This is a genomic window from Pseudomonas segetis (assembly GCF_900188155.1).
Taxonomy (GTDB): domain Bacteria; phylum Pseudomonadota; class Gammaproteobacteria; order Pseudomonadales; family Pseudomonadaceae; genus Aquipseudomonas; species Aquipseudomonas segetis.
In genome coordinates, this window is record NZ_FZOG01000001.1 from 373,910 (window position 1) to 397,623 (window position 23,714).

The 23,714-nt window shown below is 56.3% G+C and carries 24 protein-coding genes; 13 read left to right on the forward strand and 11 right to left on the reverse strand.

Going from position 1 to position 23,714, the window contains the following annotated elements; translation table 11 throughout:
• Positions 1–13: 13 nt before the first annotated feature.
• Together CHB79_RS01785 and dinB are read left to right on the forward strand one after the other, a co-directional pair.
• Positions 14–577, forward strand: a complete 564-nt coding sequence (locus CHB79_RS01785; protein WP_176443114.1) for a DUF3087 domain-containing protein — start codon at positions 14–16, stop codon at positions 575–577.
• Positions 578–629: 52 nt separating this feature from the next.
• The gene (gene dinB / locus CHB79_RS01790; protein ID WP_089359181.1) at positions 630–1,694 is read left to right on the forward strand and encodes a DNA polymerase IV; all 1,065 of its coding nucleotides are present in this window, start codon (positions 630–632) and stop codon (positions 1,692–1,694) included.
• A 31-nt stretch (positions 1,695–1,725) separates the two neighbouring features.
• Here dinB and CHB79_RS01795 read toward each other — a convergent pair whose 3' ends face one another.
• The 3 genes from CHB79_RS01795 to CHB79_RS01805 all read right to left on the reverse strand — a co-directional run bounded on the left by CHB79_RS01795 (position 1,726) and on the right by CHB79_RS01805 (position 5,474).
• Positions 1,726–2,130, reverse strand: a complete 405-nt coding sequence (locus CHB79_RS01795) for an META domain-containing protein (protein WP_010484826.1) — start codon at positions 2,128–2,130, stop codon at positions 1,726–1,728.
• 2 nt (positions 2,131–2,132) lie between these two features.
• Positions 2,133–2,564 carry a hypothetical protein gene (locus tag CHB79_RS01800; RefSeq protein WP_010484827.1) on the reverse strand — a complete coding sequence of 144 codons (432 nt, stop codon included), beginning with the start codon at positions 2,562–2,564 and terminating at the stop codon, positions 2,133–2,135.
• A 138-nt stretch (positions 2,565–2,702) separates the two neighbouring features.
• Positions 2,703–5,474, reverse strand: a complete 2,772-nt coding sequence (locus tag CHB79_RS01805) for a response regulator (protein ID WP_089359182.1) — start codon at positions 5,472–5,474, stop codon at positions 2,703–2,705.
• Between the two features lie 264 nt (positions 5,475–5,738).
• Here CHB79_RS01805 and cysM point away from each other — a divergent pair, with 264 nt between their 5' ends.
• From cysM to CHB79_RS01830, 5 genes are all read left to right on the forward strand, one after another.
• On the forward strand, positions 5,739–6,644 hold the full coding sequence (cysM, locus tag CHB79_RS01810) for a cysteine synthase CysM (protein WP_010484831.1): 906 nt from the start codon (positions 5,739–5,741) through the stop codon (positions 6,642–6,644).
• Positions 6,644–8,002 (forward strand): 23S rRNA (uracil(1939)-C(5))-methyltransferase RlmD, encoded by a 1,359-nt coding sequence (gene rlmD / locus CHB79_RS01815; RefSeq protein ID WP_089358708.1) that lies wholly within the window; start codon positions 6,644–6,646, stop codon positions 8,000–8,002. Before cysM ends, rlmD begins: the two co-directional genes overlap by 1 nt.
• A 222-nt stretch (positions 8,003–8,224) precedes the next feature.
• Positions 8,225–10,471 carry a GTP diphosphokinase gene (gene relA, locus CHB79_RS01820; protein WP_010484835.1) on the forward strand — a complete coding sequence of 749 codons (2,247 nt, stop codon included), beginning with the start codon at positions 8,225–8,227 and terminating at the stop codon, positions 10,469–10,471.
• A 6-nt stretch (positions 10,472–10,477) separates the two neighbouring features.
• A complete protein-coding gene (mazG, locus tag CHB79_RS01825; protein ID WP_089358709.1) occupies positions 10,478–11,308 on the forward strand; it encodes a nucleoside triphosphate pyrophosphohydrolase in 831 nt (276 codons plus the stop codon).
• Between the two features lie 180 nt (positions 11,309–11,488).
• Positions 11,489–12,028: a DUF2058 domain-containing protein gene (locus tag CHB79_RS01830; RefSeq protein ID WP_010484839.1), complete on the forward strand. Its 540-nt coding sequence runs from the start codon at positions 11,489–11,491 to the stop codon at positions 12,026–12,028.
• Positions 12,029–12,097: 69 nt separating this feature from the next.
• Here the strand turns inward: CHB79_RS01830 and CHB79_RS01835 are convergent, their stop codons facing one another.
• On the reverse strand, positions 12,098–12,382 hold the full coding sequence (locus tag CHB79_RS01835; RefSeq protein ID WP_089358710.1) for a Rho-binding antiterminator: 285 nt from the start codon (positions 12,380–12,382) through the stop codon (positions 12,098–12,100).
• A 188-nt stretch (positions 12,383–12,570) separates the two neighbouring features.
• Here CHB79_RS01835 and CHB79_RS01840 point away from each other — a divergent pair, with 188 nt between their 5' ends.
• Entirely contained in the window at positions 12,571–13,905 is a 1,335-nt protein-coding gene (locus CHB79_RS01840) for a Wzz/FepE/Etk N-terminal domain-containing protein (protein WP_245851319.1), read from the forward strand.
• Between the two features lie 52 nt (positions 13,906–13,957).
• Here the strand turns inward: CHB79_RS01840 and CHB79_RS01845 are convergent, their stop codons facing one another.
• From CHB79_RS01845 to purM, 3 genes are read right to left on the reverse strand one after another with little or no spacing between them, the layout of a single operon-like run.
• The gene (locus CHB79_RS01845) at positions 13,958–14,668 is read right to left on the reverse strand and encodes a DUF3108 domain-containing protein (RefSeq protein WP_010484844.1); all 711 of its coding nucleotides are present in this window, start codon (positions 14,666–14,668) and stop codon (positions 13,958–13,960) included.
• 8 nt (positions 14,669–14,676) lie between these two features.
• The gene (gene purN / locus CHB79_RS01850; RefSeq protein WP_089358712.1) at positions 14,677–15,321 is read right to left on the reverse strand and encodes a phosphoribosylglycinamide formyltransferase; all 645 of its coding nucleotides are present in this window, start codon (positions 15,319–15,321) and stop codon (positions 14,677–14,679) included.
• Positions 15,321–16,379: a phosphoribosylformylglycinamidine cyclo-ligase gene (gene purM / locus CHB79_RS01855; RefSeq protein ID WP_089358713.1), complete on the reverse strand. Its 1,059-nt coding sequence runs from the start codon at positions 16,377–16,379 to the stop codon at positions 15,321–15,323. Before purM ends, purN begins: the two co-directional genes overlap by 1 nt.
• 198 nt (positions 16,380–16,577) lie before the next feature.
• Between purM and CHB79_RS01860 the strand changes: the two genes are divergently transcribed.
• The 3 genes from CHB79_RS01860 to hda all read left to right on the forward strand — a co-directional run bounded on the left by CHB79_RS01860 (position 16,578) and on the right by hda (position 19,779).
• The gene (locus CHB79_RS01860) at positions 16,578–17,675 is read left to right on the forward strand and encodes a DUF2066 domain-containing protein (protein WP_089358714.1); all 1,098 of its coding nucleotides are present in this window, start codon (positions 16,578–16,580) and stop codon (positions 17,673–17,675) included.
• Positions 17,676–17,765: 90 nt separating this feature from the next.
• Positions 17,766–18,836 carry an AI-2E family transporter gene (locus CHB79_RS01865; RefSeq protein ID WP_089358715.1) on the forward strand — a complete coding sequence of 357 codons (1,071 nt, stop codon included), beginning with the start codon at positions 17,766–17,768 and terminating at the stop codon, positions 18,834–18,836.
• Between the two features lie 238 nt (positions 18,837–19,074).
• Positions 19,075–19,779 (forward strand): DnaA regulatory inactivator Hda, encoded by a 705-nt coding sequence (hda, locus tag CHB79_RS01870; protein ID WP_010484854.1) that lies wholly within the window; start codon positions 19,075–19,077, stop codon positions 19,777–19,779.
• A 293-nt stretch (positions 19,780–20,072) separates the two neighbouring features.
• Here hda and CHB79_RS01875 read toward each other — a convergent pair whose 3' ends face one another.
• The 3 genes from CHB79_RS01875 to arsC are packed head-to-tail and all read right to left on the reverse strand — an operon-like array spanning position 20,073 to position 21,431.
• Positions 20,073–20,483: a DUF2069 domain-containing protein gene (locus tag CHB79_RS01875; RefSeq protein ID WP_010484856.1), complete on the reverse strand. Its 411-nt coding sequence runs from the start codon at positions 20,481–20,483 to the stop codon at positions 20,073–20,075.
• On the reverse strand, positions 20,476–21,081 hold the full coding sequence (wrbA, locus tag CHB79_RS01880; RefSeq protein ID WP_010484858.1) for an NAD(P)H:quinone oxidoreductase: 606 nt from the start codon (positions 21,079–21,081) through the stop codon (positions 20,476–20,478). Before wrbA ends, CHB79_RS01875 begins: the two co-directional genes overlap by 8 nt.
• Positions 21,078–21,431: an arsenate reductase (glutaredoxin) gene (gene arsC / locus CHB79_RS01885; protein ID WP_010484860.1), complete on the reverse strand. Its 354-nt coding sequence runs from the start codon at positions 21,429–21,431 to the stop codon at positions 21,078–21,080. Before arsC ends, wrbA begins: the two co-directional genes overlap by 4 nt.
• Before the next feature lie 169 nt (positions 21,432–21,600).
• Between arsC and CHB79_RS01890 the strand changes: the two genes are divergently transcribed.
• On the forward strand, positions 21,601–22,827 hold the full coding sequence (locus CHB79_RS01890; protein WP_010484862.1) for a virulence factor BrkB family protein: 1,227 nt from the start codon (positions 21,601–21,603) through the stop codon (positions 22,825–22,827).
• A gap of 220 nt (positions 22,828–23,047) precedes the next feature.
• Positions 23,048–23,263, forward strand: a complete 216-nt coding sequence (locus CHB79_RS01895) for a hypothetical protein (protein WP_089358716.1) — start codon at positions 23,048–23,050, stop codon at positions 23,261–23,263.
• Here the strand turns inward: CHB79_RS01895 and CHB79_RS01900 are convergent.
• Complete coding sequence (locus tag CHB79_RS01900) at positions 23,248–23,640, reverse strand: hypothetical protein (RefSeq protein WP_245851320.1); 393 nt, start codon at positions 23,638–23,640, stop codon at positions 23,248–23,250. The genes CHB79_RS01895 and CHB79_RS01900 overlap by 16 nt on opposite strands.
• Between the last annotated feature and the right edge of the window lie 74 nt (positions 23,641–23,714).

The window sequence follows — 23,714 nt, forward strand, 5'->3', positions numbered from 1 at the left end:
GTCCCGAGTGATAATGACGGTCAATCGAATCTCAGTAAGGAGCCCGCGCGTGGCGTTCGTCATCAAACCGCTTGATCCGGAGCAATATCGGCAGCAAACCCGTCGCAGCACGCTGCTGGTCGCGGGGAGTTTCGTGCTGCTGACGCTCGTTTGCTCGACACTTGCGGTGCAACTGTTCGGGCAGCCCGGTGGTGATAACTTTCGCTTGAACCTGGCGGGGGTGATCGTCGCGCTGGCGCTGACTATTGCGCTGGTGCGAGGGGTATTCTGGTCGCAGCCGTGGATGGCTGCTGCAGTGTATGGCTGGCAGCTCAAGCGTAGCCTGATGCGTGTCACCAATGTCATGCACCAGGTGACTGCCGGGGTTAAGGTCGAAGATCCTCTGAGCATGAAGATACTGCGTTTCTATCATCTCGGTGTCAGCCAGATGCACCAGTTGGATGGCAACTCCAGCGAGCATGTGCAAATGCTCGCAGAAATTAATCAGCACCAGGAGAAGATGCAGGCGCTGAATATTCCGCTTGAGCAAACAAGGTTCGATCCTGAGTGGATCAAGCAACTTGAACGCCGTGCTTGATGCATGACTTAATAGCAGCTTCCTAGCTGTGCTCAGCGGGTGCACGACTGCATTGGCCACGAATCGCAAAATCATCCATGTTGACTGTGACTGCTTTTATGCAGCCATTGAGATGCGTGATGATCCCAGCCTGGCGGGCAGGCCGTTGGCGGTTGGCGGCACGGCTGACCGGCGCGGTGTCATCGCGACCTGTAATTATGAGGCGCGTGCCTACGGCGTGCGTTCGGCAATGGCTTCCGGGCATGCGCAGAAGCTATGCCCGGACTTGCTGATCGTCAGGCCGCGCATGGATGTCTACAAAGCTGTTTCCCGTGAAATACACGGCATTTTCCGCGATTACACCGACCAGATTGAGCCTTTATCGCTGGATGAGGCTTTTCTTGATGTAACCGACAGTCAGCACTTTGCTGGTAGTGCGACCCGTATTGCCCAGGATATTCGCAGGCGAGTCTCTTCGGAGTTGCACATCACCGTTTCCGCCGGTGTGGCGCCAAACAAGTTTTTGGCCAAGATCGCCAGCGACTGGAAGAAACCCAATGGCTTATTCGTGATTACCCCGGATCAAGTCGATGATTTCGTGGCTGACCTGGCTGTAGCCAAGTTGCATGGGGTCGGCAAGGTGACTGCTGCGAAACTGGCACGCCTGGGCATTCAAACCTGCAGTGAGTTGCGTGAGTGGGACAAGCTCAGGCTGATACGTGAGTTCGGCAGTTTTGGTGAGCGGTTGTGGAGCCTGGCGCGCGGGATCGATGAGCGCGCGGTACAGACTGACAGCCGTCGCCAGTCGGTCAGTGTCGAGAATACCTACAACCAGGACTTGCCGGATCTGGCCGCTTGCCTGGAGCAACTGCCGGACTTGTTGCAAGAGCTTGACCGGCGCATGGCGCGGCTCGATAACAGCTACAGGCCGGACAAGCCGTTTGTGAAGATCAAGTTTCATGACTTTACCCAAACCACCCTTGAGCAAGCAGGCGCGCGCCGTGACCTGGACAGCTACAAGTTGCTGATGAGTGCGGCATTTGCTCGCGGGAACAAGGCAGTGCGGTTGCTAGGGGTAGGGGTGCGCTTGCATGATCTGCGTGGCCGGCATGAGCAGCTTGAGCTATTTGAACGCTAGCGCTCGCATCGCCCAAGCCACTTGGCAGCGGTCAGTCTGTGACCGGCCACAACCTCAAGGGTTTGCCCTCTTTGGGCCACAGGCGTAGCTGGTCGGTGGGCGAGAAGTCCCAACGAGTGATGCTTGGCAGGCTCTGCAGGAAGCGAGTTTCTTGCTCCATAAGGGCAGGGGCGCACATTTTGCGGGTGCTACCGGCCTGTTCGAAGCTGATCTTGTCGCCATCGAGCTTATAGGCGGCAAACCAGTGGTTGCAGCCCGCGCTGCCATAAGCGCGACCGTCACTGCCGAGAGTGATGGTCAAGTGGCTATAGTCAATGAGCGGGCGTTCGCCAATCCATTCGACCTCGTAGGTTTGATCCGTTTCAACTTTCATCGCGTCGCTCGCACAGCCCAGGAGGCTGGCACTGATTAGGCTGATGCCTATTAATGCTTTCATCGTCATTCCTTCTGACATTGCGGGCACATGTGGCGGTCGTTCTCAGTCGACCAACCTAACTCATTGACCCGCTGCTGAGCTGCAAGTGCCTGAGCTTTTTTACCCAGGGCGCTATCGACGGCAAATTCAACGTCGATTTGCTTGGCGCAGCTGTCACAAGTGACTTGCCAATTATGAATCGCCAGTTCTTTGAAGACCGGACCCATGGCCACTGCAACCCACTGGCCTGGCGGGTTGATCAGGTGGCGAACCTTTTCGACTTGCAGGCGCATGCTCAGGTCGCGGCTGCCTTTGAGTGTGACGATCAGGCTGTCGCCGCTTTTTATCGAGCCGCCGTTGCCGGTGACCTGATAGCGTCCAGGTGCCATTGCTCGGCATTCAATCAAGGTGTGTTCGGGGTTGAGTAAGCTGTAGCGAAAATCGTGTTCGGCCATGGTTCCTCCAGATTGGCGCGAATGCTATCACGCAGCGGCCTAAACCTGATTGCCCTGTATGCCTGAAACTCATTGTTTATAGCATATGCAGCCGGTCCAGCCCGCGCCCGCTGGATGCATTGGCGTGGGGCTGGGTTGCTAGGCCTCGGCCTGGGTCTCGATCATCAGGCGTTCTATGGCCGCTTCAAGTTGGTCGAGTGCATGTTTTGCCCCGGGATCATCCTGTTTGAGCAGGGTTTCACTGCGCAGGCAGGTGGCTCGCAACTGTGGCACTCCGCAATATCGGGTGGCGCCATGCAGGCGATGCACTCGTTCAATCAGAAGCTGGCTGTTGTCGGATTGGCGGGCCTGACGTATGGCTTGCAAGTCTGTCGGTAAACCCGCCAGCAGCATATTGAGCATGTCGGCGGCCAAATCGGCCTTTCCGGCAGCCAGGCGCAAGCCTTCCTCGTTATCCAGGGTGCTGATCTGGTTGAGGTCTATGTCTTGGCGCGAGTTGTCATCCGTACGCTCGGGCAGAAGAGCGCGCAGCGATAAGCCGGTCCATTTCAGTACCACCTGAGCCAGTTGCCGCTCACTGATAGGCTTGGTCAGGTAGTCGTCCATGCCACTTTGCAGCAGGGTACGTTTTTCATTGGACAGGGCATGTGCGGTGAGGGCAACGATGGGCACTGCGCTGTTGTTCTGCTCTGTTTCCCAGAGGCGAATCGCTTCGGTGGTTTCCCGCCCGTCCATGCCGGGCATCTGCACGTCCATGAGTATCAGGTCGAAACGAACTTTCCTGGCTTTATCCAAGGCTTCGTGACCGTCCTTGGCGACGCTGACATCGGCTCCCATGTCCTCGAGCAGGGTTTGTACCAGGAGCAAGTTGGCCGGGTTGTCGTCAACGCAAAGAATATTGGGTGTTCGGGTAGGCTCTGGTGTTTCGGCGGTCAAGCGCTGGTGACGCGGGCTGATCATTTCGCTCAAGGCGCGCTGCAGCTTGCGCGTGCATGCAGGCTTTGCATGGAGTTGGGTATAGGCATCTGGCAGGCTGCTGTGATAGAGCACTTGCTCGGTGGTCGGGCAGAGCACGATGCATTTGCAGGACATTTGCTCAAGTTGGCGGATGTAGTGCTTCAGTCTTTCCGGAGGCAGCTCCTGGGAAGTCACGCCCATGACCGCAATGCCAATTGGGCTCGGGCCTTGCCGTGAGGCGCCAATCGCCTCGAGCAGTGAGTCTGGCTGGCTGAATGCGTTGACATTGAGTCCGCAATCTTCGAGCTGATGCTGTAGCGCCTGGCGCGCCAGTTCATGGGTTTCCAGGATGGCAATGCTGCGGCCAAGCAGTGGCGGGCGTGGCAGGTCTTCAATGTCTGCGCGCGCCTTGGGCAAGCTCAGGCTTATCCAGAATTCGGAGCCTTGGCCTGGTGAGCTGTCGACGCCAATTTCGCCGCCCATCTGTTCAATAAGACGCTTTGAAATGGCCAGGCCCAAGCCGGTGCCGCCCGCTTGCCGTGACAGCGAGTTGTCGGCCTGGCTGAAAGCCTGGAAGAGCAGGCGCAGGTCGTCATCGGACAGGCCAATTCCACTGTCTTGCACGCTAATGCGTATCTGGGCGTGGCTCTCGTTTTCATCTTCGAGCATCACGCGTACTGCAATGCTGCCTTCACGGGTGAACTTGATTGCGTTATTGACCAGGTTGGTCAGGATCTGCCTGAGACGCAATGGGTCTCCAAGCAGGGCGCGTGGCGTGTCGCGGTAGACCAGGCTCAACAGCTCAAGGTGTTTTTCGTGGGCTGTTGGCGCCAGAATCGTCAGGGTGTCTTGAATCAGTTCGCGCAGGTTGAAGGGGATGCTCTCAAGCACCAGTTTGCCGGCTTCGATCTTGGAGAAATCAAGGATTTCATTGATGATCCCGAGCAGGTTATCCGCCGATTTTTCGATGGTGCTCAGGTAATCCTGCTGGCGAGGAGTCAACTCGCTCTTTTGTAGCAGGTTGGTGAAACCAAGGATGCCATTAAGGGGTGTGCGAATTTCATGGCTCATATTGGCCAGGAACTCGGATTTGATACGACTGGCCTCAAGTGCTTCTTTACGGGCGAAATCCAGTTCGATGTTCTGGATTTCAATGGTCTCGAGGTTCTGGCGAACGTCCTCGGTTGCCTGGTCAATGCTGTGCTGCAGTTCTTCCTGCGCATTTTGCAGGGCTTCGGCCATGCGATTGATGCCCGATGCCAGCTCGTCCAGTTCCTGGCTGCCGAGCAGTGGAAGACGGGTTTCGAGTTTGCCTTCCTTCAGTTGGGCAACGCCTTCCTTGACCCGGCGCAATGGGTCGTTGATCGAATGACTCATACGCAATGCGAGCAAGGCCGTGAGCACCAAGCCGGCAGCTACCAGCAATAAACTGGTGAGTAGGCTGTGGTAGCCACTGAGCAGGGTGGCGTGATGGGATAGCTCGAGCTCGACCCAGCCGACCAGCTTGTCGCTGCCCAGGTGCGGCGGCTCGCCGGTCAGGCCCAGGTGGTGCTCAAATACTGGAAGCAGGAAGCGCGTGGCATCGTCGTTGCTGTGCTTGGCCGTGAGCTTTTCGGTGCCGCTGCCGACTGTAGGCATTGGATTGAGCATGCTTGGGCCCGCATGGGCGAGCAGCACTTTATCCTTGTCGAGCAGGCTTACTGAACGAACGTCGGGCTGCTCCAGGGACTGGGTAGCGATGCGCTGGAGTACCTCGATATCGCCGCGTAGAAAGGCGGGAGCCGTAAGCGGTGCCAGCTGTTCTGCAATCATCTCGCCACGTTGCAGTAGCTGGCCCTGGAGGTTCGAGAGTTGTGCCCAGATAAAGTACCCGCCAAGCAGGAACGCCAGCAGACTGGTTGGCAATAGCGTCAGTATTAAAACGCGGCCTTTAATGCCTAGGTCCTTGAACACGCACATCCCTCTCTGATTGTTATTGTGCAGTGTACCGTTTGCGTACCATCCAACAAGAGGTTACTCAACGCGGCGACGCTGGCCGTCCCAGATGATCTTGCGCTCTAGAGCGTCTGGCCCAGCACGCGCTGGTGTGGTCTTCCGTCAATTGGAATCAAGCTTGCCTCGAATAAAGCAGACCGGCGTATGGGGCTTTGTTGTGGGCGCATAGTGGTTTACCGTTATCATAGGCACCCACCAAGTAGTTTGGACCTGATTGACGTCATGACCGTGCAATTTCCGACCATCGCCGAGTGCATCGGCAACACCCCCCTGGTGCGTCTACAGCGCCTGCCCGGCAACACCTCCAATACGCTGTTGGTCAAGTTGGAAGGCAATAACCCGGCAGGTTCAGTCAAGGATCGTCCTGCATTGTCGATGATCACCCGCGCGGAGCGCCGTGGCGATATCCAGCCAGGCGATACCCTGATTGAGGCGACCTCGGGCAATACCGGGATTGCATTGGCGATGGCCGCGGCGATCAAGGGCTACAAGATGGTCCTGATCATGCCGGACAACTCAACGGCTGAGCGCAAGGCGGCCATGACCGCCTATGGTGCCGAGCTGGTCCTGGTAACGCGTGAAGAGGGGATGGAAGGGGCGCGTGACCTGGCCGAGCGCATGCAGCGTGAGGGTCGCGGCAAGGTGCTTGATCAATTTGGCAATGGTGATAATCCCCAGGCCCACTACGACGCCACCGGCCCTGAAATCTGGCAACAGACCCAGGGCACTATTACCCATTTCGTAAGTTCCATGGGCACTACGGGCACCATCATGGGGGTTTCGCGCTACCTCAAGGAGCAAAACGCCCAGGTGCAGATTGTCGGCTTGCAGCCGCAAGAAGGTGCCTCGATCCCCGGCATTCGTCGCTGGCCCCATGAGTACCTGCCGAAAATCTTTGATGCCGAGCGGGTTGACCAAGTGGTCGACATGGGTCAGGACGAGGCCGAGCAGGTCATGCGTCGACTGGCGCGTGAGGAAGGGATCTTTTGCGGGGTTTCTTCAGGTGGTGCTGTCGCCGCTATGCTGCGTCTGTCTCAACAGGTTGAAAACGCAGTAATGGTGGCGATCATCTGTGATCGTGGTGATCGCTATCTGTCGACTGGCATCTACGACGCGCCACAGCATTAATGGCCAGGAAAAACGGCGGTTTACGTTTTCAACCCAGTGGTGGGACACGGGCGCCACAAGTGCCCGTGGGCAAAAAGCAAAGGCTGGTCATTGAACGTTTGGCCAACGATGGCCGCGGTATTGCCTTCAGTGAGGGGCGCACCTGGTTTGTATCCGGAGCGCTGCCGGGCGAGCATGTTGAGGCACGCGTGCAGTCAGCCCGCAGCCAAGTGGTCGAAGCGCGCAGTGAACGCATTATGCTTGCCAGCTCCGAGCGTCGCCAAGAGCCCTGCGCGCATGCCCGCACCTGCGGGGGATGCAGTGTGCAGCACATGGCGCATGCGGATCAGCTTGCACTCAAGCAGGCAATGCTTGCGGAGCAGTTAAGCCGTCTGGCCCAGGCTCAGCCCGAGCAATGGGCTGCACCTTTGACAGGCCCCGAGTTCGGTTATCGGCGTCGGGCCCGCGTGGCTGTGCGTTGGGACCCAAAGCGCAAGCAACTGGCGGTAGGTTTTCGCGCAGCGGCAAGCCAGGAAATTATTGCGATAGATAACTGCCCGGTTCTGGTACAGCCCTTGCAGCCAATATTACGCGGTTTGCCAGAGGCCCTTGGCCAGCTCGAAAAGCCACAGGCGATCGGTCACGTTGAGCTATTTAATGGCACTGCCAGTGCGGTATTGGTGCGTCACACCGAAGCATTGCCAGAGGCAGATCTCAATCGCTTGCAGCACTTTTGCGCTGAGCACGAGGCGCAACTGTGGCTGCAAGGCACGTCCGACCCTGCGCCCTTTGTTGCTGGTCAAGGCCTGGCTTATGCCTTGCCTGAGTGGGATCTGGAGTTGGCGTATCGGCCTGGTGATTTTGTGCAGGTCAATGCCTCGGTCAACCAATCGATGATTGCACAGGCGTTGGAGTGGCTGGCTCCGCAAGACAATGAGCGGGTTCTTGATCTATTTTGTGGCCTGGGTAATTTTGCGTTGCCATTGGCTCGTCTAGCCCGGGAAGTTATTGCAGTTGAGGGCGTGCAGGCGATGGTTGAACGGGCCAGCGCAAATGCCCTTGAAAATTCACTGAGCAATGCGCACTTTTACCATGCGGACTTGTCCGAGTCGCTGACTGATAAAAAGTGGAGCAAAGGTGGGTTTTCCGCCGTTTTACTTGACCCGCCGCGTGATGGTGCCTATCAAGTGGTGAAGCAACTTGCTGCACTGGGCGCAGGCCGGGTGGTGTATGTTTCCTGTAATCCGGCAACTCTTGCACGGGACGCCGAGCAGCTTATTGCACAGGGTTATCGTTTGAAAAAAGCTGGCATTCTCGACATGTTTCCGCAGACGGCGCATGTTGAGGCCATGGTTTTATTTGAGCTGGCGAGCAGTTAGTAGCCAGGGCTTGACTCTTGCGGGTCGCGAGGCATGTAAATGCCTCATGCAGTTCGAAGGTCGCAGTTCGGGCCGCTTGCATTGTTGTTCAATGCAGCGCCCCGGTTGCGCATGCAGGGGTGTGAAGGATTTGCGCCTTACAGCAGTTTGACCGGCCCTCTTGACTAGGCGGTCGGCGTCGATTCGTAGCGCAATGTGCGCTTCGTAGGGAAGGTAAGCAAAATGGTTCAGGTTAGAGCGCATCAGCCGATCAACGATGACGGCAGCATCAACCTTGAGGCATGGCTGGATCACGTGCTTGGCGTTGATCCCGCATTGGATCGTGATGCGCTGCGCAGCGCATGTGAGTTCGCCCGTGAGGCAGAACAGCAAGCCAACGCAGCGCAAAACCTGTGGAGCGAGGGTGCCTCCAGTTTTCGTGTCGGCCTGGAAATCGCCGAGATTCTAGCTGATCTCAAACTTGACCAGGACTCCTTGGTCGCGGCGGTGCTCTATCGCGGTGTTCGTGAAGGCACCGTTGAGCTTGCGGCCGTGCATCAACGCTTTGGACCAGTGGTCGCCAAGCTGATCGAGGGCGTGCTGCGCATGGCAGCCATCAGTGCGAGCATGAACCCGCGCGACTCCATGGTGCTGGGGTCACAGGCCCAGGTCGATAACCTGCGCAAAATGCTCGTGGCCATGGTCGATGACGTGCGCGTTGCGCTGATCAAGTTGGCCGAGCGCACCTGCGCTATTCGTGCAGTCAAGCTGGCTGACGATGAGAAGCGCCAGCGCGTTGCTCGCGAAGTCTTTGATATCTACGCACCATTGGCCCACCGGCTGGGCATCGGCCACATCAAATGGGAGCTTGAGGACCTGTCCTTTCGCTACCTTGAGCCCGAGCAGTACAAGCAGATCGCCACCTTGCTGCATGAGCGGCGGCTGGATCGCGAGCACTACATCAACGAAGTGATGGATCAGCTGCGATCAGAGCTTGAGGCCACGGGCATTGAGGCGGATATCAGTGGGCGGGCCAAGCATATTTACTCCATCTGGCGGAAAATGCAGCGCAAGGGCCTGCAGTTCAGTCAGATCTATGACGTGCGCGCCGTACGGGTTCTGGTGCCGCAGATGCGCGACTGCTACACGGCGCTGGGTATTGTCCATACGCTGTGGCGACACATTCCCAAGGAGTTTGACGACTACATCGCCAATCCCAAGGAAAACGGCTATCGCTCGTTGCACACCGCAGTTCTAGGTCCAGAAGGCAAAGTGCTCGAGGTGCAGATTCGTACTGCTGCGATGCACGAAGAAGCTGAGCTCGGTGTTTGTGCGCACTGGCGCTATAAAGGCACCGACGTCAAGTCGGGGTCGAATCACTACGAAGAGAAAATCTCGTGGCTGCGCCAGGTCCTCGAATGGCACGAAGAGCTGGGCGACATTGGCGGCTTGGCCGAACAGCTGCGTGTCGATATCGAGCCGGATCGGGTCTATGTGTTCACGCCCGATGGGCATGCAGTTGATTTGCCCAAGGACTCGACGCCCCTGGACTTCGCCTACCGCGTACATACCGAGATCGGCCACAACTGTCGTGGCGCCAAGGTAAACGGGCGCATCGTGCCGCTGAGCTACAGCCTGCAAACCGGTGAGCAGGTCGAAATCATCACCAGCAAGCAAGGCACGCCGAGCCGCGACTGGCTGAACTCCAACCTGGGCTACATCACCACTTCGCGGGCGCGGGCAAAAATTGTCCACTGGTTCAAGATGCAGGACCGGGACCAGAACGTACTGGCCGGTAAAGGTTTGCTTGAGCGTGAACTAGGCCGCTTGGCACTGTCGCATGTGGATTTCGATAAGCTGGCTGAAAAGGCCAACCTGAAGTCATCCGAGGATCTGTTTGCGGCCCTGGGTGCGGCAGATGTTCGCCTGGCCCATGTGGTAAACCTCGCCCAGCAGCTGGTGGAGCCGGAGCGCAACACCGAGCAGCTTGAGCTTATTCCGCGTAAAGCGCTGGGTTTCAAGCCAGGCAAGCGCGGCGATATTCAAATTCAGGGCGTCGGCAACTTGCTGACGCAGATGGCCGGCTGTTGCCAGCCATTGCCGGGCGACCCCATCGTTGGCTACATCACCTTGGGGCGGGGCGTGAGTATTCACCGTCAGGATTGTGCGGCGGTATTGCAGTTGGCAGGGCGCGAGCCTGAGCGGATGATCCAGGTCAGTTGGGGGCCGGTACCGGTGCAGACCTACCCGGTTGACGTGGTTATTCGCGCATATGACCGTTCCGGGCTGCTGCGCGATGTTACCCAGATACTGCTCAACGAGAAGCTCAATGTGCTGGCGGTCAATACCCAGTCGAACAAGGAAGACAACACCGCGACTATGTCGATCACCATTGAAATCCCCGGTCTTGAAGCGCTGGGTCGCTTGCTGGGTCGGATTTCACAGTTGCCCAATATTATCGAAGCCCGGCGTTTGCGCAGTTCTTCCTGAGGATTTATGTACCAGCTAAACGACTTGCTACACCTTATGGCGCGCCTGCGTGATCCGCAGCATGGCTGCCCCTGGGACCTTGAGCAAAGCTACGCGACCATAGTGCCCTATACGCTTGAAGAGGCTTACGAGGTTGCTGATGTGATCGAGCGTGGCGATTTCGATCAATTGCCAGGTGAACTGGGTGATTTGCTGTTCCAGGTGGTTTATTACAGTCAGTTGGCCGCAGAAGAAGGGCGCTTTGGTTTTGCTGAGGTCATCGACACCATTACCCGCAAGCTGGTGCGTCGCCATCCCCATGTGTTTCCCGACGGTGACTTGTACGGTGCGGTCGAACTGCCCAGGCTCGATCCAGAGGCAGTCAAGCAGCGTTGGGACCAGATCAAGGCCGAGGAGCGTGCCGCCAACGCGCGAGCACCCGAGCAGCTATCGCTGCTGGACGATGTACCCAGCACGTTGCCGTCGATGTCCCGTGCTGTGAAGCTGCAAAAACGTGCGGCGCAGGTAGGGTTTGACTGGCCAGAGGCACTCGGGGTCGTGGATAAAGTCCGCGAAGAGCTGGACGAAGTGCTTGAAGCCATGAGTGAAAATGACGCCTGCGCGGTTGCCGAGGAACTTGGTGACTTGCTGTTCGTGGTGACCAACCTTGCGCGCCACTTGAAGGTGGACCCGGAGGCGGCGTTGCGTATGGCGAACGCCAAGTTCGAGCGGCGCTTCAGGTTTATCGAGCAGGCGCTGCGCGCGTCGGGACGCGACATTGCCAAGTGCGACCTGGAGTCACTCGATGCCTTGTGGGGCGAGGCCAAGAAGCTGGAAAAACAGCAAACACTTGGCTGATTGCCAATAAGCAATCAATATGCGCGGCAGGCGGGAATTGCGTCGATAAATCTAAGCGCGGCTGGCCCAGGCGCCTCTGCTGGTTACCTGGGCGAGGCGCTGGTTGTAAATTGGATCAAAATAAATGGCAACAAGACCTGTGTGGATCGAGGTTGCTGTCGTTGAATACCGAGGTAAGTCATGGCTTTATCACTACGCGACCAACTGCTAAAGGCGGGGTTGGTTAACGAGAAGCAGGCCAAACAGGCTACTAAGCAAAAGCAAAAACAGCAGCGCATGGAGCATAAGGGCCAAGTCGAGAAGGACAACTCGCAACAGCTGGCCGCAGAGCAGGCAAGGGCAGAGAAGCTTGCTCGCGACCAAGAGCTGAACCGTCAACAGCAAGAAAAGGCCGAGCAAAAGGCCAAGGCAGCCCAGGTCAAGCAACTGATTGAAGCATCGCGCCTGCCTAAGCTGACGACCGAGGACTACTACAACTTTGCCGATGACAAGAAAGTTAAGCGCTTGCCGGTCAATGATCTGGTGCGCAACAAGTTAAGCAGCGGCTCGCTGGCCATTGTGCGTCATGGCGGTGGTTATGAAGTGATCCCGCGTGAGGCGGCGCTTAAGATCCAGGAACGCGATCCGCGTCGTGTGGTGCTGCTCAATACGCCAACCGAGGCGCCAGATGCCGATGATCCGTATGCGGCCTATCAGGTGCCTGATGACCTGATGTGGTGATTGATTACTACGGGTTATTCAAGCCGGGCTTATGCCCGGCTTTTTAATACCTGTGGTTTGTTGTAACGCTCAGGACGAACTGTCTGGCTTGTTCATCTCAATGCGCTTGAAGCTCGCGCCCGGCGTCAGGGCAGTAATTGCCTGTAGCTGGTCAAGGCGCACGCGCACTTTGTCGTCAGCGGTCCTGATGATTAGAAACTCTTGCTTATCGGCACTGGTTTCGGTGGTTAGTGCCTGGCCTTCAAGTGTTGCGCCGGAAATCAATTCGATTGCCAGGTCGTAACTATGCAGGCAGGCGATTTCTATTTCGTCATACAGGGCACAAGCCAATGGTTGGTAGGGCATCTGCTGCATGCTGGCTTCTCGCTGAGTAATAGGATTGCAGTTAAGTCAGTACTATCAATTGCTTGGCATAATGATATCAGTCTGATATCGTCGCGCGCCCTTCAGGGCGACCAGTCTTTTGTCAGGTTCTAGGCCTATTCTAGACATGATAGATATGCGCTGAAGAGGAATTTCCAAGCAATTTAATGGATGCTGTAATGAATGCTCGCGTAAGTCATGATCCAGAATTCAGAAACGATGAGATTGATTTAATTGCCTTGGTCAGTGGCTTGTGGCGACAGCGTTGGCTGATTGCGTCAGTCATGGCGCTGGTTGGCGCCGCAGCAGTTGCCTATGCAATGCTCGCAACACCCTATTACCAAGCGCAAAGCATTCTTAAGCCCACGTCGCTGAAAAGCTTCGACCAGCTCAACCTCACTGGCGTGTATAAGGTTGACAGGGATCAGGTGCTTAAGCGCATTGGTATTTCGCTTGAGTCCTATTCAACCCGCTATGCGTTTTTCCAGGAGCACCAGGCACTTTTCCAGGCTCTTGAGCAGCCTGGTATGACGCTCGAGCAAGCGTTTGAACGACTCAACGAATCCGCATTCACCATTTTGAAGCCCGACGCCAAGAGAGCCAATTCTCTGTCTAACTATGTTGGCCTGAGTTTTGTCTACCCCGAGGGCGTCGACGGGCCTGCCGTGGTGAATGGCTTGATTGCTTATGCCATAGAGCAGGAGCGAACGCGTATTGCAGCCGAAATCAACACATTGGTGGCGAACCGCCTGAGCAAACTGCAAAGCCAGATTGCGGCTGCCCGTATTGGTTATGAGGCAGACAAGCAATCGAAAATCGCCAAGTTGTTGGAGGCCGATTCTGTAAAGCGTGCCAACCTTATCGACGAGTTGTCAGGCCTGCGACAGCAGCTCAAGTTACGCCGCCAGAACCGCATTGCACAACTGACCGAAGCGATGATGATCGCCGAGCAGTTGGGGATCCACAAGCCAGCGACACCTTCCTCCATGCGCGAGATTGGCCAGCAATCATCCAATAACCTGATACGCACCGAAGTGAATAATCAGCAGATTCCACTTTACTTCATGGGCACCGAAGCCTTGGGTGCCGAGCGAAAGGCATTGCGGGCACGCAGCTCCGATGATTTTACCGATCCGCATGTTGGCGAGATCGAAAAGCAACTGCGGATGTTGCGCCACAATCGCGAAGTCGAAGCGTTACGCAAGCGCGATAACGATGATCTGTTCCTGGCTAAGCTGGCCAAGTGGGAAGAGGAGTCATCCTATTTGCAGGCATTGAAGCCCGAACTGTTGTTGCAAGACCTGGTTGATGTGGACCAGCCAGCGGTGAGCCCGCTTTCGCCGATAAAGCCGAAGAAGCTGTTGATCGTTGTATTGGGCTTGGTATTGGGACTGATGCTTGGCGTGATGCTGGCTTTGCTGCGTTCGGTGATGAGCGGGCTGAAGCCGCTGCCTTTAGCGATGTTGAATCCGTTGCCAGTCGAGCATGCAGGGCATCAATTAGTCCAGCAGTGAACTTCACACCACAAAAAAACCGGCTCTAGGCCGGTTTTTTTGTGCGGCATTATTAGCGACCTTTAACGGTCTTGCCGTTTACGGTGCCTTCCTCAAGCATGATTTGGTATTCCTTGCCGTCTTTCTCAATCTGGTTCAGGGCAACCAGCAAGTAATCCCAGTTTTTGGCAAACCACAAGGTTGTTTTGCGCTTGCTTTGTGTTGGATCACGTACCCGTTCTACCTTGATGGCGTCTATCAGGCCGACCTTGGTGGTGACGGCTTCTTCGCCGAGTACACGAAAATCGTAGGTTTCAATGTCATCACCATCGACCACTTGGTAGCTCATGCTTTTTTTGCCGGCAGCTACGTCATGTTGCAAAACCATTTGATAGGTGGATTTGTCCAGCAGGCCACGGTTCAGTGGAATGCGAACCGGGGTTCCGCGGTCGTTGCCGATTACTTGCTTGGCTGACCAGTCAAAGTCTTGCTCGACTGATTTGCCTTTGCCCAGGCCTCCGCGCTCGTATTTATAGTTGAGGGGAGTGAACGCATTGTCTTCAATACGGAAGGTGCTGGTTTCGGTAAGGCTGGCGACTAGCATGGAGGCTTCGAAGTTCAATTCCCAGCGACCGTCGCCCAGATCCGTCAGGTTGCGCTCTGCCGAACCGCTAACCGGGAGTTGTTTCCAGTCTGCGGTGTAGCTGGCGGTGAAGGGTTTGATCTCGTCTGCAAAGACCGGGGCGCTGATCAGCGCGAGTGCGAACAGTAAGGCGCGACGCATGTTCTCTCCTAAGTTCGGAAAATATAGCCAGTAGTTGCAAGTGGCTTGCCGTCAAGCATTGCGCCTTGTGGGCCAAGGTGCAAGCGTTGATCGGCAAACCAGCTCACCGCCAGTGGATAGATCTGGTGTTCCAGGCGGTGAACTCGCTCAGCCAGGCTTGCGGCTGAGTCGTCTGCATTAACTGGAACTACTGCTTGTACGACCAATGGTCCGCCATCGAGTTCCTCTGTCACAAAGTGCACGCTACAGCCGTGCTCGGCATCCTTGGCGTCCAATGCGCGTTGATGCGTATGCAAGCCTTTGTACTTTGGCAGCAGGGAAGGGTGGATGTTAAGCAGGCGTCCGGCATAGTGGCGAACAAAGTCGGCACTGAGTATGCGCATGAAGCCAGCAAGAACCACCAACTGTGGCTTGTGGGCGTCAATTGCTTCGATCAATGCCGCATCGAACGACTCGCGACTGTCGTATTGGCGGTGATCCAACAGGTTGGTCGCGATACCGGCGGCCTTGGCGCGCTCAAGCCCGTATGCATCCGCACGATTTGAAATCACTGCGCTGATACGAGCGGAGCCTGGGTCCAGTTTATCGATAAGGGCTTGCAAGTTGCTCCCAGAACCTGAGAGCAACACCACTACATTGCAAGGCGTCGGCATTAATGGTTTTTCAAGTTGTTGAGAACAACGGGCTCGGCGTTTTGTGCTGCATCTGCAATCTGGCCGATGACCCAAGGTTGCTCGCCTGAGGCCTTCAGGTTATTGAGAGTCGCTTCAACCTGACCCTGAGCGACGCAGATAACCATGCCCACGCCGCAGTTGAGTACCCGGTGCATTTCATTTTCTTCGACATTGCCTTTTTCTTGCAGCCAGTCGAATACGACAGGGCGTTTCCAGCTGGCCACATCGACAATGGCCTGGGCACCTTTTGGCAGTACCCGTGGAATGTTGTCGAGCAGGCCACCGCCGGTGATGTGCGCCATGGCTTTGACTGCGCCGGTCTCCTTGATCAGCTTGAGCAGCGGCTTGACATAGATACGCGTCGGGGCCATCAGCAGGTCGGTCAGTGGCTTGCCGTCAAGTTGAGTGTTTTCGATGTCTGCGCCCGAGACTTCGATAATCTTGCGGATCAGTGAGTAGCCGTTCGAATGCGGGCCCGAAGATGGCAGGGCGATCAAGGCATCGCCAGCGCAGACTTTGCTGCCGTCGATGATTTCAGCTTTCTCGACCACGCCGACACAGAAACCTGCCAGGTCATAGTCTTCGCCTTCATACATGCCTGGCATTTCGGCGGTTTCCCCGCCAACCAGCGAGCAACCCGCCAGTTCGCAGCCCGCACCAATGCCGGTAACCACTTGGGCGGCGACATCGACGTTGAGTTTGCCGGTGGCATAGTAATCGAGGAAAAACAGAGGTTCGGCACCGCAGACAATCAAGTCGTTGACGCACATGGCAACCAGGTCCTGGCCAATGCTGTCATGCTTGTTCAGGTTCAGCGCCAAACGCAGTTTGGTGCCGACGCCATCGGTGCCAGAAACCAGGACAGGCTGCTTGTAGCCGGCAGGTATTTCGCAAAGAGCGCCAAAGCCGCCCAAGCCACCCATGACTTCCGGACGAGCGGTGCGTTTGGCGACACCCTTGATGCGTTCAACCAGGGCTTCGCCTGCGTCGATATCTACACCTGCGTCCTTGTAGCTGATGGAGGGTTGCTTGCTCATGGGTACAGGCCTTTAAGGAAAATTCGGATGAGTACCGGCGTTATATGGACCGGGCTGCGAGGCGCGCGATTTTATCAGGCTTGGTAGGCAGCGACCACCCACGAAGCGCTATGGTTGCCGGGGGACGAGCGGCTGTTTAAGGTATAGCCTGTTTAATGCGCTGTTTTAACCGCTCCCTGTCTTTCGAGAACCCAATTAATGCGCCTGATCGCTCGTATGCTCGCCCTGTCATTACCCCTGCTGTACAGCTTGCCCAGCCTGGCCGCAACGGTTACCGACCTTTATGAAGTACGGGAAGCAGGCGCTAGCCAGCAGCCTGATAAGCGCGATGCTGAATTAGGCCGTGCTTTGGACACTCTGGTCCTGCGCCTGACCGGCAAGCCCGATGGCTCGAAAAATCCCGATTTGGCCGAGGTTTATAAAGATCCGCAACAAATTGTTACTCAGTATGGTTTCGAGGGCGACAGCATTGTTGTCAGTTTCGATCCCGCAAGCGTTGATCGCGCATTGCGCCAGGCGGGCATGCCGATCTGGAGCGCCAATCGCCCGGCGGTGATGACCTGGTGGCTGAACGAAGATCTTAACGGTACTAGCCTGGTCGGTGATGGCCTGGCCAGCGCCGAGCCCTTGAGTCGGGCAGCGCAGCATCGCGGCCTGCCCTTGCGCCTGCCCTTGGCTGATCTCAGCGAGCAACTGGTGGCTACTGCAGAAAACCTGAGTGCCAAGTCGCCTGACGAACTGCGCAGCGCGTCTGAACGTTACTCGGCCGATGCACTGTTGGCGGTGCAGGCACGTGAAGCCGATGGTCAGTGGAGCGCCGACTGGCGGCTCTGGGTCGGCAGCGATAGCTTCAATGGCAGCGCGCAAGGTGCGGATCAAGCTGCAGTCGCAGATTCGGTGATGATGGCCGTGAGCGAGTTGCTGGCAAAACGTTTCGTCGCGGCTGCTGGTTCTTCAACAGATTTGACCTTGGAGATCGAGGGCGCGAGCCTGGCTCGTTATGCTGAGGTTCAACGGATCCTGGAGCCATTCGAGTCGAGTTTTATCAAGGTTGATAACGGTCGCCTGGTATTCAAGGTCAAGGCCAATGCCGAACAACTACGTTCCCAGCTGGCGCTGGCACAATTGCAGGAAATCCCCGCCACGGCCGACCCTGAACCTGCCCAGGGCAATGCCCAGGTCCCGACCGAAACCGGGACCGGGACCGAGGAGGGTGCGCCAGGCAGTGCTACGCCACAACCTCCAACACCTCAAAGTAATGTGCCAAAGGCAAACGTATTGCGTTTTCGCTGGTAATTACCGAGCTACATCGATTTATCAAAGCAACCGCTGACAACCAAGGGTTGCTTTTTTAGCTGCACCGACAAGACGACCTGGGGATTTAGGATGAAGGCTCTGCCACGCTGGTATTTGATCGTTGGGTTTGTGCTGTTGGTGTGGTTGCTCTATCTGCTGGGGCCGATGCTGTCTCCCTTTATTATCGCCATTGTGCTGGCGTATATGGGTGACCCACTGGTTGACCGGTTGGAGCGAATGAAGATTTCACGCACTTGGGGCGTGATCATTGTCTTCGCCATTTTCAGCCTGGTATTGACCATCTTGCTGGTGGTGCTGGTCCCACTGCTGGGCAAGCAACTGGTACGCCTGTACGAGCTGGTGCCGCAGATGATTGACTGGACGCAGCACATCGCACTGCCTTGGGTGCAGGCGAAGTTTGGTCTCAATGACAATTTCTGGCGTCTCGACCAGCTCAAGGGCGCGCTCTCGGACAATCTGGGGAAAACCACAGATATCGTCAGCATGGTGGTTAAAAAAGTTACAGCCTCGGGTATGGCCCTGGTCGGCTGGGTGGCCAACCTGCTGCTGATCCCGGTGGTTAGCTTTTATCTGATGCGCGACTGGGACCTGATGGTGGCAAAACTCCGTTTGATGCTGCCGCGCCATCAGGAAGAAACCGTTGTCAAACTGATGGGCGAGTGCCATGAAGTAATTGGCGCCTTTATGCGCGGGCAACTATTGGTAATGCTGGCGTTGGGCGTGATGTACGCCACAGGCTTGATGGTGATCGGCCTTGAGCTTGGCTTGTTGATCGGGGTATTTGCAGGGCTGGCCAGTATTGTTCCGTATCTGGGTGTATTTGTTGGTATTTCATCTGCACTGATTGCCGGGCTCTTCCAGTTTGGCCTCGATCCCTATCCATTGCTGGCCATTGCGGCAGTCTTTGTCGTGGGGCAAATGCTCGAAGGCATGCTGTTAACACCATGGTTGGTAGGTGACCGCATTGGCTTGCACCCTGTTGCCGTTATTTTCGCGATCATGGCTGGCGGCCAACTATTCGGTTTTTCCGGGATTCTTCTGGCGCTCCCCGTTGCCGCAGTAATCATGGTTTTGCTACGCCATGCCCATGATTTTTATAAGCAGTCTGGCGCTTATAATAATGGCGAGGTAATTGATTAATTTTAATCAATCGTTTTGTGTATCGAAGCATGCAGCGGGTTTAAGTATAAAGAGTAAGGGCGAACGTTTTGTTCAGGCGTTTAACTAAAACGTGGCCTGTTTCATGTTGCTTTATCAGGCCTAAGCCCTTGAGTTGAGCTGCAAAATGCATCAATGACATCCGGGGCCGAAGACTATAAACTTCCCGCTCTTTATGGAGAGTCTCCAGCTAGCGCTTAGATGAGCCGCAAAACCCAGTATGAAACCGATTCAGCTGCCATTAGGTGTGCGTCTACGCGATGACGCCACGTTTGCCAACTTCTACCCTGGAGCCAATGCTGCGGCGCTGGGCTATGTTGAGCGCCTATGTGACGTTGATGCGGGCTGGACGGAGAGTCTTATCTATCTGTGGGGCGCGCACGGCGTCGGTCGCAGCCACCTGATGCAGGCTGCCTGCCTGAAGTTTGAGCAGCGTGACGAATTGGCGGTGTACTTGCCCCTGGCTGATGTTGCCGTGCATGGCATTGCCTTGCTCGATAATCTCGAGCGTTGCGAACTGGTTTGTCTGGATGACCTTGAAGCCGTTGCCGGCCAGCCCATCTGGGAAGAGGCGCTCTTTCACTTGTTCAATCGATTGCGCGACAGTGGCCGCAAGCTGTTGCTGTCTGCCAACACCTCGCCCCGCGAATTGAAGATCAAGCTGCCTGATTTGAAGTCGCGCCTGACTCTGGCGCTGGTATTCCAACTGCAGGGACTATCTGATGAAGATAAACTGCGTGCCCTGCAACTGCGTGCCTCACGTCGTGGCCTGCATATGAGTGAAGAAGTCGGGCGGTTTATCCTCACGCGTGGCGAGCGCAGCATGAATGCCCTGTTTGACCTGCTTGAGGAGTTGGATCAAGCGTCGCTGCAAGCCCAGCGTAAATTGACCATTCCCTTTCTCAAAGAAACTCTCGGCTGGTAAAAATCTGCTTTGAAGCGACTGCGCTTGCTGATACTGCGTTGAATGGCTACCCGAAAATGCTCACTTACAGGAGTAAGCTCCGCGTTTCAGGCAGCCATTCGCCTTGTCTGAGCTGCGCTCGTTACGCTTGAAAGCCAGATTTTAAGCTTGCATATAGAAGCGCATAAGTTCTTTGTTGGCTGGGTTGCAATCTGCTTTGAAGCGACTGCGCTTGCTGATACTGCGTTGAATAGCTACCCGAAAATGCTCACTTACAGGAGTAAGCTCCGCGTTTCAGGCAGCCATTCGCCTGATTATTGCTCGCCTGCCAGTTTGCGGTCGTACTGGAAGCGCCAGCGGGTGTAGAGCAGGGCGCTGCAGAACAGGGCAAAGCTGATGATTGTCTCCAGCGCGCCATATAGTGCTCGTGCCGGGTCGATGGCGGCCAGGATTCCCTGGATAAAATACAGGTTGATCACAAAGCACAGCCAGGCATGTGCGCGGGCATTGCCGAGCACAATGCCCGGTGCGAGCAGCAGCAGCGGCACTAACTGAACGCTTAGCACTACCCAGCTGCGTGCGCCATGCAGGTCGGCGAACGCCACATTCCACAGGGTAATCAAGATCAATAGCGCGACATAGTTAAACAGGCTAAGTGCGCGACTGAGTTTCACGCGAGGTTCTAGCCACGACAATTCTGGCAGTGGCTTTTTCTGTTTAGCCACGGGGCATCTCCAGTTGTTGTGCGGTTTTGGCCAGGCGTTGGCCGAGGGCTCTGCACAGGCTCTTTTCGTGTTCGTCCAATGCGCGTTTGCCGTCTGCGCCTGCGTGGTGGCTCGGGCCGTAAGGCGTGCCGCCACCACGGGTTTCAAGCAGGGCTGATTCGCTGTAAGGCAACCCGGTGATCAGCATGCCGTGGTGCAGCAGCGGCATCATCATCGACAGCAATGTGGTTTCCTGGCCGCCGTGCAAGCTGGCGGTCGAAGTGAATACGCCTGCCGGTTTGCCGGTTAGTGCCCCCGTCAGCCAGAGATTGCTGGTGCCATCAAGAAAGTATTTGAGCGAGGCTGACATATTGCCAAATCGCGTTGGGCTGCCAAGGGCCAGGCCGCTGCAGTTCTTCAGGTCATCCAGGGTCGCGTACAGTGCGCCTTGTTCCGGGATCTGGGGGGCAGTGGCTTCGCAGTCTGCGGAAACGTTCGGCACAGTGCGTAGGCGTGCCTCCAGCCCCGCGCTTTCGATGCCTCGGGCGATTTGCTTGGCCATTTCGCTGGTGGCGCCGTGGCGGCTGTAATACAGAACCAGAATATAGGCTGCGCTCACGGCAGAATCTCCAGGACGCGCTCAGGTGGGCGACCAATCACGGCTCGGTTGCCTGCGATAAGAATCGGTCGTTCGATCAGTTTGGGCTGGGCAACCATGGCTGCGATCAGCTCAGTTTCGCTGAGATCCTGTGCGGCCAGGTTCAGCGTTTTGTACGCTTCTTCGCCGGTACGCAGCAGGGCGCGTGCGCTGATTGCGAGTTTGTCCAGTATGTCATTGAGCTGCTCGGCAGTTGGCGGCGTGTCGAGATACAGGACGATCTCGGGCGCAAGGCCGCGCTCCTGCAAAAGCTGCAATGCAGCGCGTGATTTTGAACAGCGCGGGTTGTGGTATAGCGTTAAATCGGTCATGTGCGGGTTCGCATCTTGCGTCAGGTGGCGACTATTCTAACCGTGTCGAGCGTTGATGTGCGTAGCCCTGTGTGCAGTAAAGCCTTGCATTGAGTTGTCGATTAAGGGCACAACTGACTCATATTAAGGACAATAGCGTGGCTATACTGCGGTCAGCTAAGGAGAAGGCATGCGCCAACAGTTAAGAGAATGGTTCGAGTTCTGGCGGTTTCTGTTCCAGCGGTTTTTTGCCGATCAGGGCACAAGCAATGCGGCTGCGCTGACCTACACCACGCTGTTTGCCGTTGTGCCGATGATGACTGTCACCTTTACCATGCTCTCGGCGATTCCTGCTTTTCAGGGCACGGATGAGCAAATCCAGAATTTCGTGTTTCGCAATTTCGTGCCTTCGGCGGGCGAGACTGTCCAGGAGTATTTGCGAAACTTCACCGTCCAGGCGCGTCAGCTGACCTGGATTGGGGTGATTATTTTGGCGGTTACTGCATTTTTAATGCTGGTGACCATCGAGAAAACCTTCAACACTATTTGGCGCGTGCGCCAGGCAAGGCGTGGCGTCTCCAGCTTCTTGCTGTATTGGGCGATCCTCAGCCTGGGGCCGATCTTGCTCGGCGCCGGGTTTGCCATCAGCACCTATGTTGCATCCTTGTCGCTGATGTCTGGCCCGGATGCATTGATAGGGGCCAAGACCCTGCTGCGCTTTATGCCTCTTATCTTCAGCGTGGCAGCTTTCACCTTGTTATATGCCACCGTTCCCAATGCACAGGTGCCGCTTAAGCATGCGTTGCTTGGCGGCCTGTTTACGGCGGTATTGTTTGAGGTGGCCAAGATGATATTTGGCTTGTATGTACGTTTCTTCCCGGGCTATCAGCTCATTTATGGCGCGTTCGCCACCGTGCCGCTGTTTTTGCTCTGGATATATTTGTCCTGGTTGATTGTGCTGTTTGGCGCTGAGCTGGTGTGCAACCTGTCTTCGTCCTACCAGTGGCGCCGTATGGACATTCCAAAGATTTTGCTGGTAATGGCGGTTTTGCGTGTGTTCTATGAGCGGCAACAGTCGGGTTTGAAGGTTCGCTATCGTGATGTTCGCCGTAAAGGCTGGCGGCTGCCCGAGCATGAATGGGAAGAGGTACTGGGGTTTCTTGAGAATCAGCGCCTAGTCACGACCAGCGGAGCCGGTGCCTGGGTGCTGATTCGAGACCTCAACAGTTTCTCTTTGCAGCGGCTGGTCAGTCAAAGCCCGTGGCCGATGCCACAAATAGAGCAACTACCGCAGGCATTGGATGAGCCATGGTACCCGGCACTGCGTGATGTGCTTGAGCGCTTCCATGAGCAGCAGGCACATTTGTTCGAGGGCAGCCTGGCACAGTGGCTACAGCCTGCAACGACTGACAAATAGTGTCAGTTTACGGCGAACTGCCGCCCAGCCGGGTTGCGGCTATTGTCGGTATGCTGCATGTGGCGGGTCGGCCAGGGGCTGGCATGGTTCTGGCAGAGGGTTTGTTCAAGGCATCAAGAGCACTGCGCCTTGGGTTGCAGGGCTGGCGGTTTGGCCGGGGAAGAACAGGCAAGTATTCGAGCTGTGATAAAGCAGACAATCTGGGAGCTTAAAGCTGGATATGAGTACAAGAAAGGGCAAGGTTGTACCGCTGTGTGCCTATGACTCGGATGCAGCGCTTGAGCGGTTGAACCGGCTGACGGGACTGCGTTTTAGCCATTGGCCTGAATCACTTGTCGCCCATGCTCACACGCATGCCGAGGTGGTTGAGCCGTCCAGCGCAGAGCCTGTGGTGGCCGAGAGCATTTCGGCGTCAGAGCATCAAGCCAGCGCCTGATGACCTGCGCTGGCTTCGAGTTCGGCAGCTTGTACAAAGAGCTCTTCAACTGCCAGGGTTTGAAAGCTCACTGCGCTGCGCAGCTGCAACTGCATGTCTTCGATTTGTAGCTTGAAGGGCAGTCGTGCAATGCCGGACAGCATGATCTTGTGGTGAGTATTGACCTGGCCATGATCAATCGCAATTTCACGCCGTTTTCCCGCGTCCATATAGGTCACAAACAGCGATGCAGGCAAGTTGGCTAGCCCCGGAACATGCAGCCAGACCGCCACGTTGTACTCAGCGATGCGCCCTTCGAAAGCACTCACTTGCTGACGAGCACTTTTAACTATTTGAGAGGGGACGTTGCCGATCAATGTGTCGTGTGGCTGGGGCATTTTGGCATCCGGGCTGAGAACTGATTTCGACATCACCATTGGGGCAAATTATAAACCTCGGTGTGCGCTGCAAA

Coding starts and splice junctions, on each gene's coding strand:
- CHB79_RS01840 (WP_245851319.1), top strand. CDS start 12,571: ATGAATGCTCGCGTAAGTCATGATCCAGAATTCAGAAACGATGAGATT.
- CHB79_RS01860 (WP_089358714.1), top strand. CDS start 16,578: ATGCGCCTGATCGCTCGTATGCTCGCCCTGTCATTACCCCTGCTGTAC.
- CHB79_RS01835 (WP_089358710.1), bottom strand. CDS start 12,382: ATGCAGCAGATGCCCTACCAACCATTGGCTTGTGCCCTGTATGACGAA.
- CHB79_RS01900 (WP_245851320.1), bottom strand. CDS start 23,640: ATGCCCCAGCCACACGACACATTGATCGGCAACGTCCCCTCTCAAATA.
- CHB79_RS01785 (WP_176443114.1), top strand. CDS start 14: ATGACGGTCAATCGAATCTCAGTAAGGAGCCCGCGCGTGGCGTTCGTC.
- hda (WP_010484854.1), top strand. CDS start 19,075: ATGAAACCGATTCAGCTGCCATTAGGTGTGCGTCTACGCGATGACGCC.
- CHB79_RS01890 (WP_010484862.1), top strand. CDS start 21,601: ATGCGCCAACAGTTAAGAGAATGGTTCGAGTTCTGGCGGTTTCTGTTC.
- purM (WP_089358713.1), bottom strand. CDS start 16,379: ATGAGCAAGCAACCCTCCATCAGCTACAAGGACGCAGGTGTAGATATC.
- CHB79_RS01800 (WP_010484827.1), bottom strand. CDS start 2,564: ATGGCCGAACACGATTTTCGCTACAGCTTACTCAACCCCGAACACACC.
- mazG (WP_089358709.1), top strand. CDS start 10,478: ATGTACCAGCTAAACGACTTGCTACACCTTATGGCGCGCCTGCGTGAT.
- CHB79_RS01845 (WP_010484844.1), bottom strand. CDS start 14,668: ATGCGTCGCGCCTTACTGTTCGCACTCGCGCTGATCAGCGCCCCGGTC.
- purN (WP_089358712.1), bottom strand. CDS start 15,321: ATGCCGACGCCTTGCAATGTAGTGGTGTTGCTCTCAGGTTCTGGGAGC.
- cysM (WP_010484831.1), top strand. CDS start 5,739: ATGACCGTGCAATTTCCGACCATCGCCGAGTGCATCGGCAACACCCCC.
- relA (WP_010484835.1), top strand. CDS start 8,225: ATGGTTCAGGTTAGAGCGCATCAGCCGATCAACGATGACGGCAGCATC.
- CHB79_RS01830 (WP_010484839.1), top strand. CDS start 11,489: ATGGCTTTATCACTACGCGACCAACTGCTAAAGGCGGGGTTGGTTAAC.
- CHB79_RS01865 (WP_089358715.1), top strand. CDS start 17,766: ATGAAGGCTCTGCCACGCTGGTATTTGATCGTTGGGTTTGTGCTGTTG.
- arsC (WP_010484860.1), bottom strand. CDS start 21,431: ATGACCGATTTAACGCTATACCACAACCCGCGCTGTTCAAAATCACGC.
- rlmD (WP_089358708.1), top strand. CDS start 6,644: ATGGCCAGGAAAAACGGCGGTTTACGTTTTCAACCCAGTGGTGGGACA.
- CHB79_RS01895 (WP_089358716.1), top strand. CDS start 23,048: ATGAGTACAAGAAAGGGCAAGGTTGTACCGCTGTGTGCCTATGACTCG.
- CHB79_RS01795 (WP_010484826.1), bottom strand. CDS start 2,130: ATGAAAGCATTAATAGGCATCAGCCTAATCAGTGCCAGCCTCCTGGGC.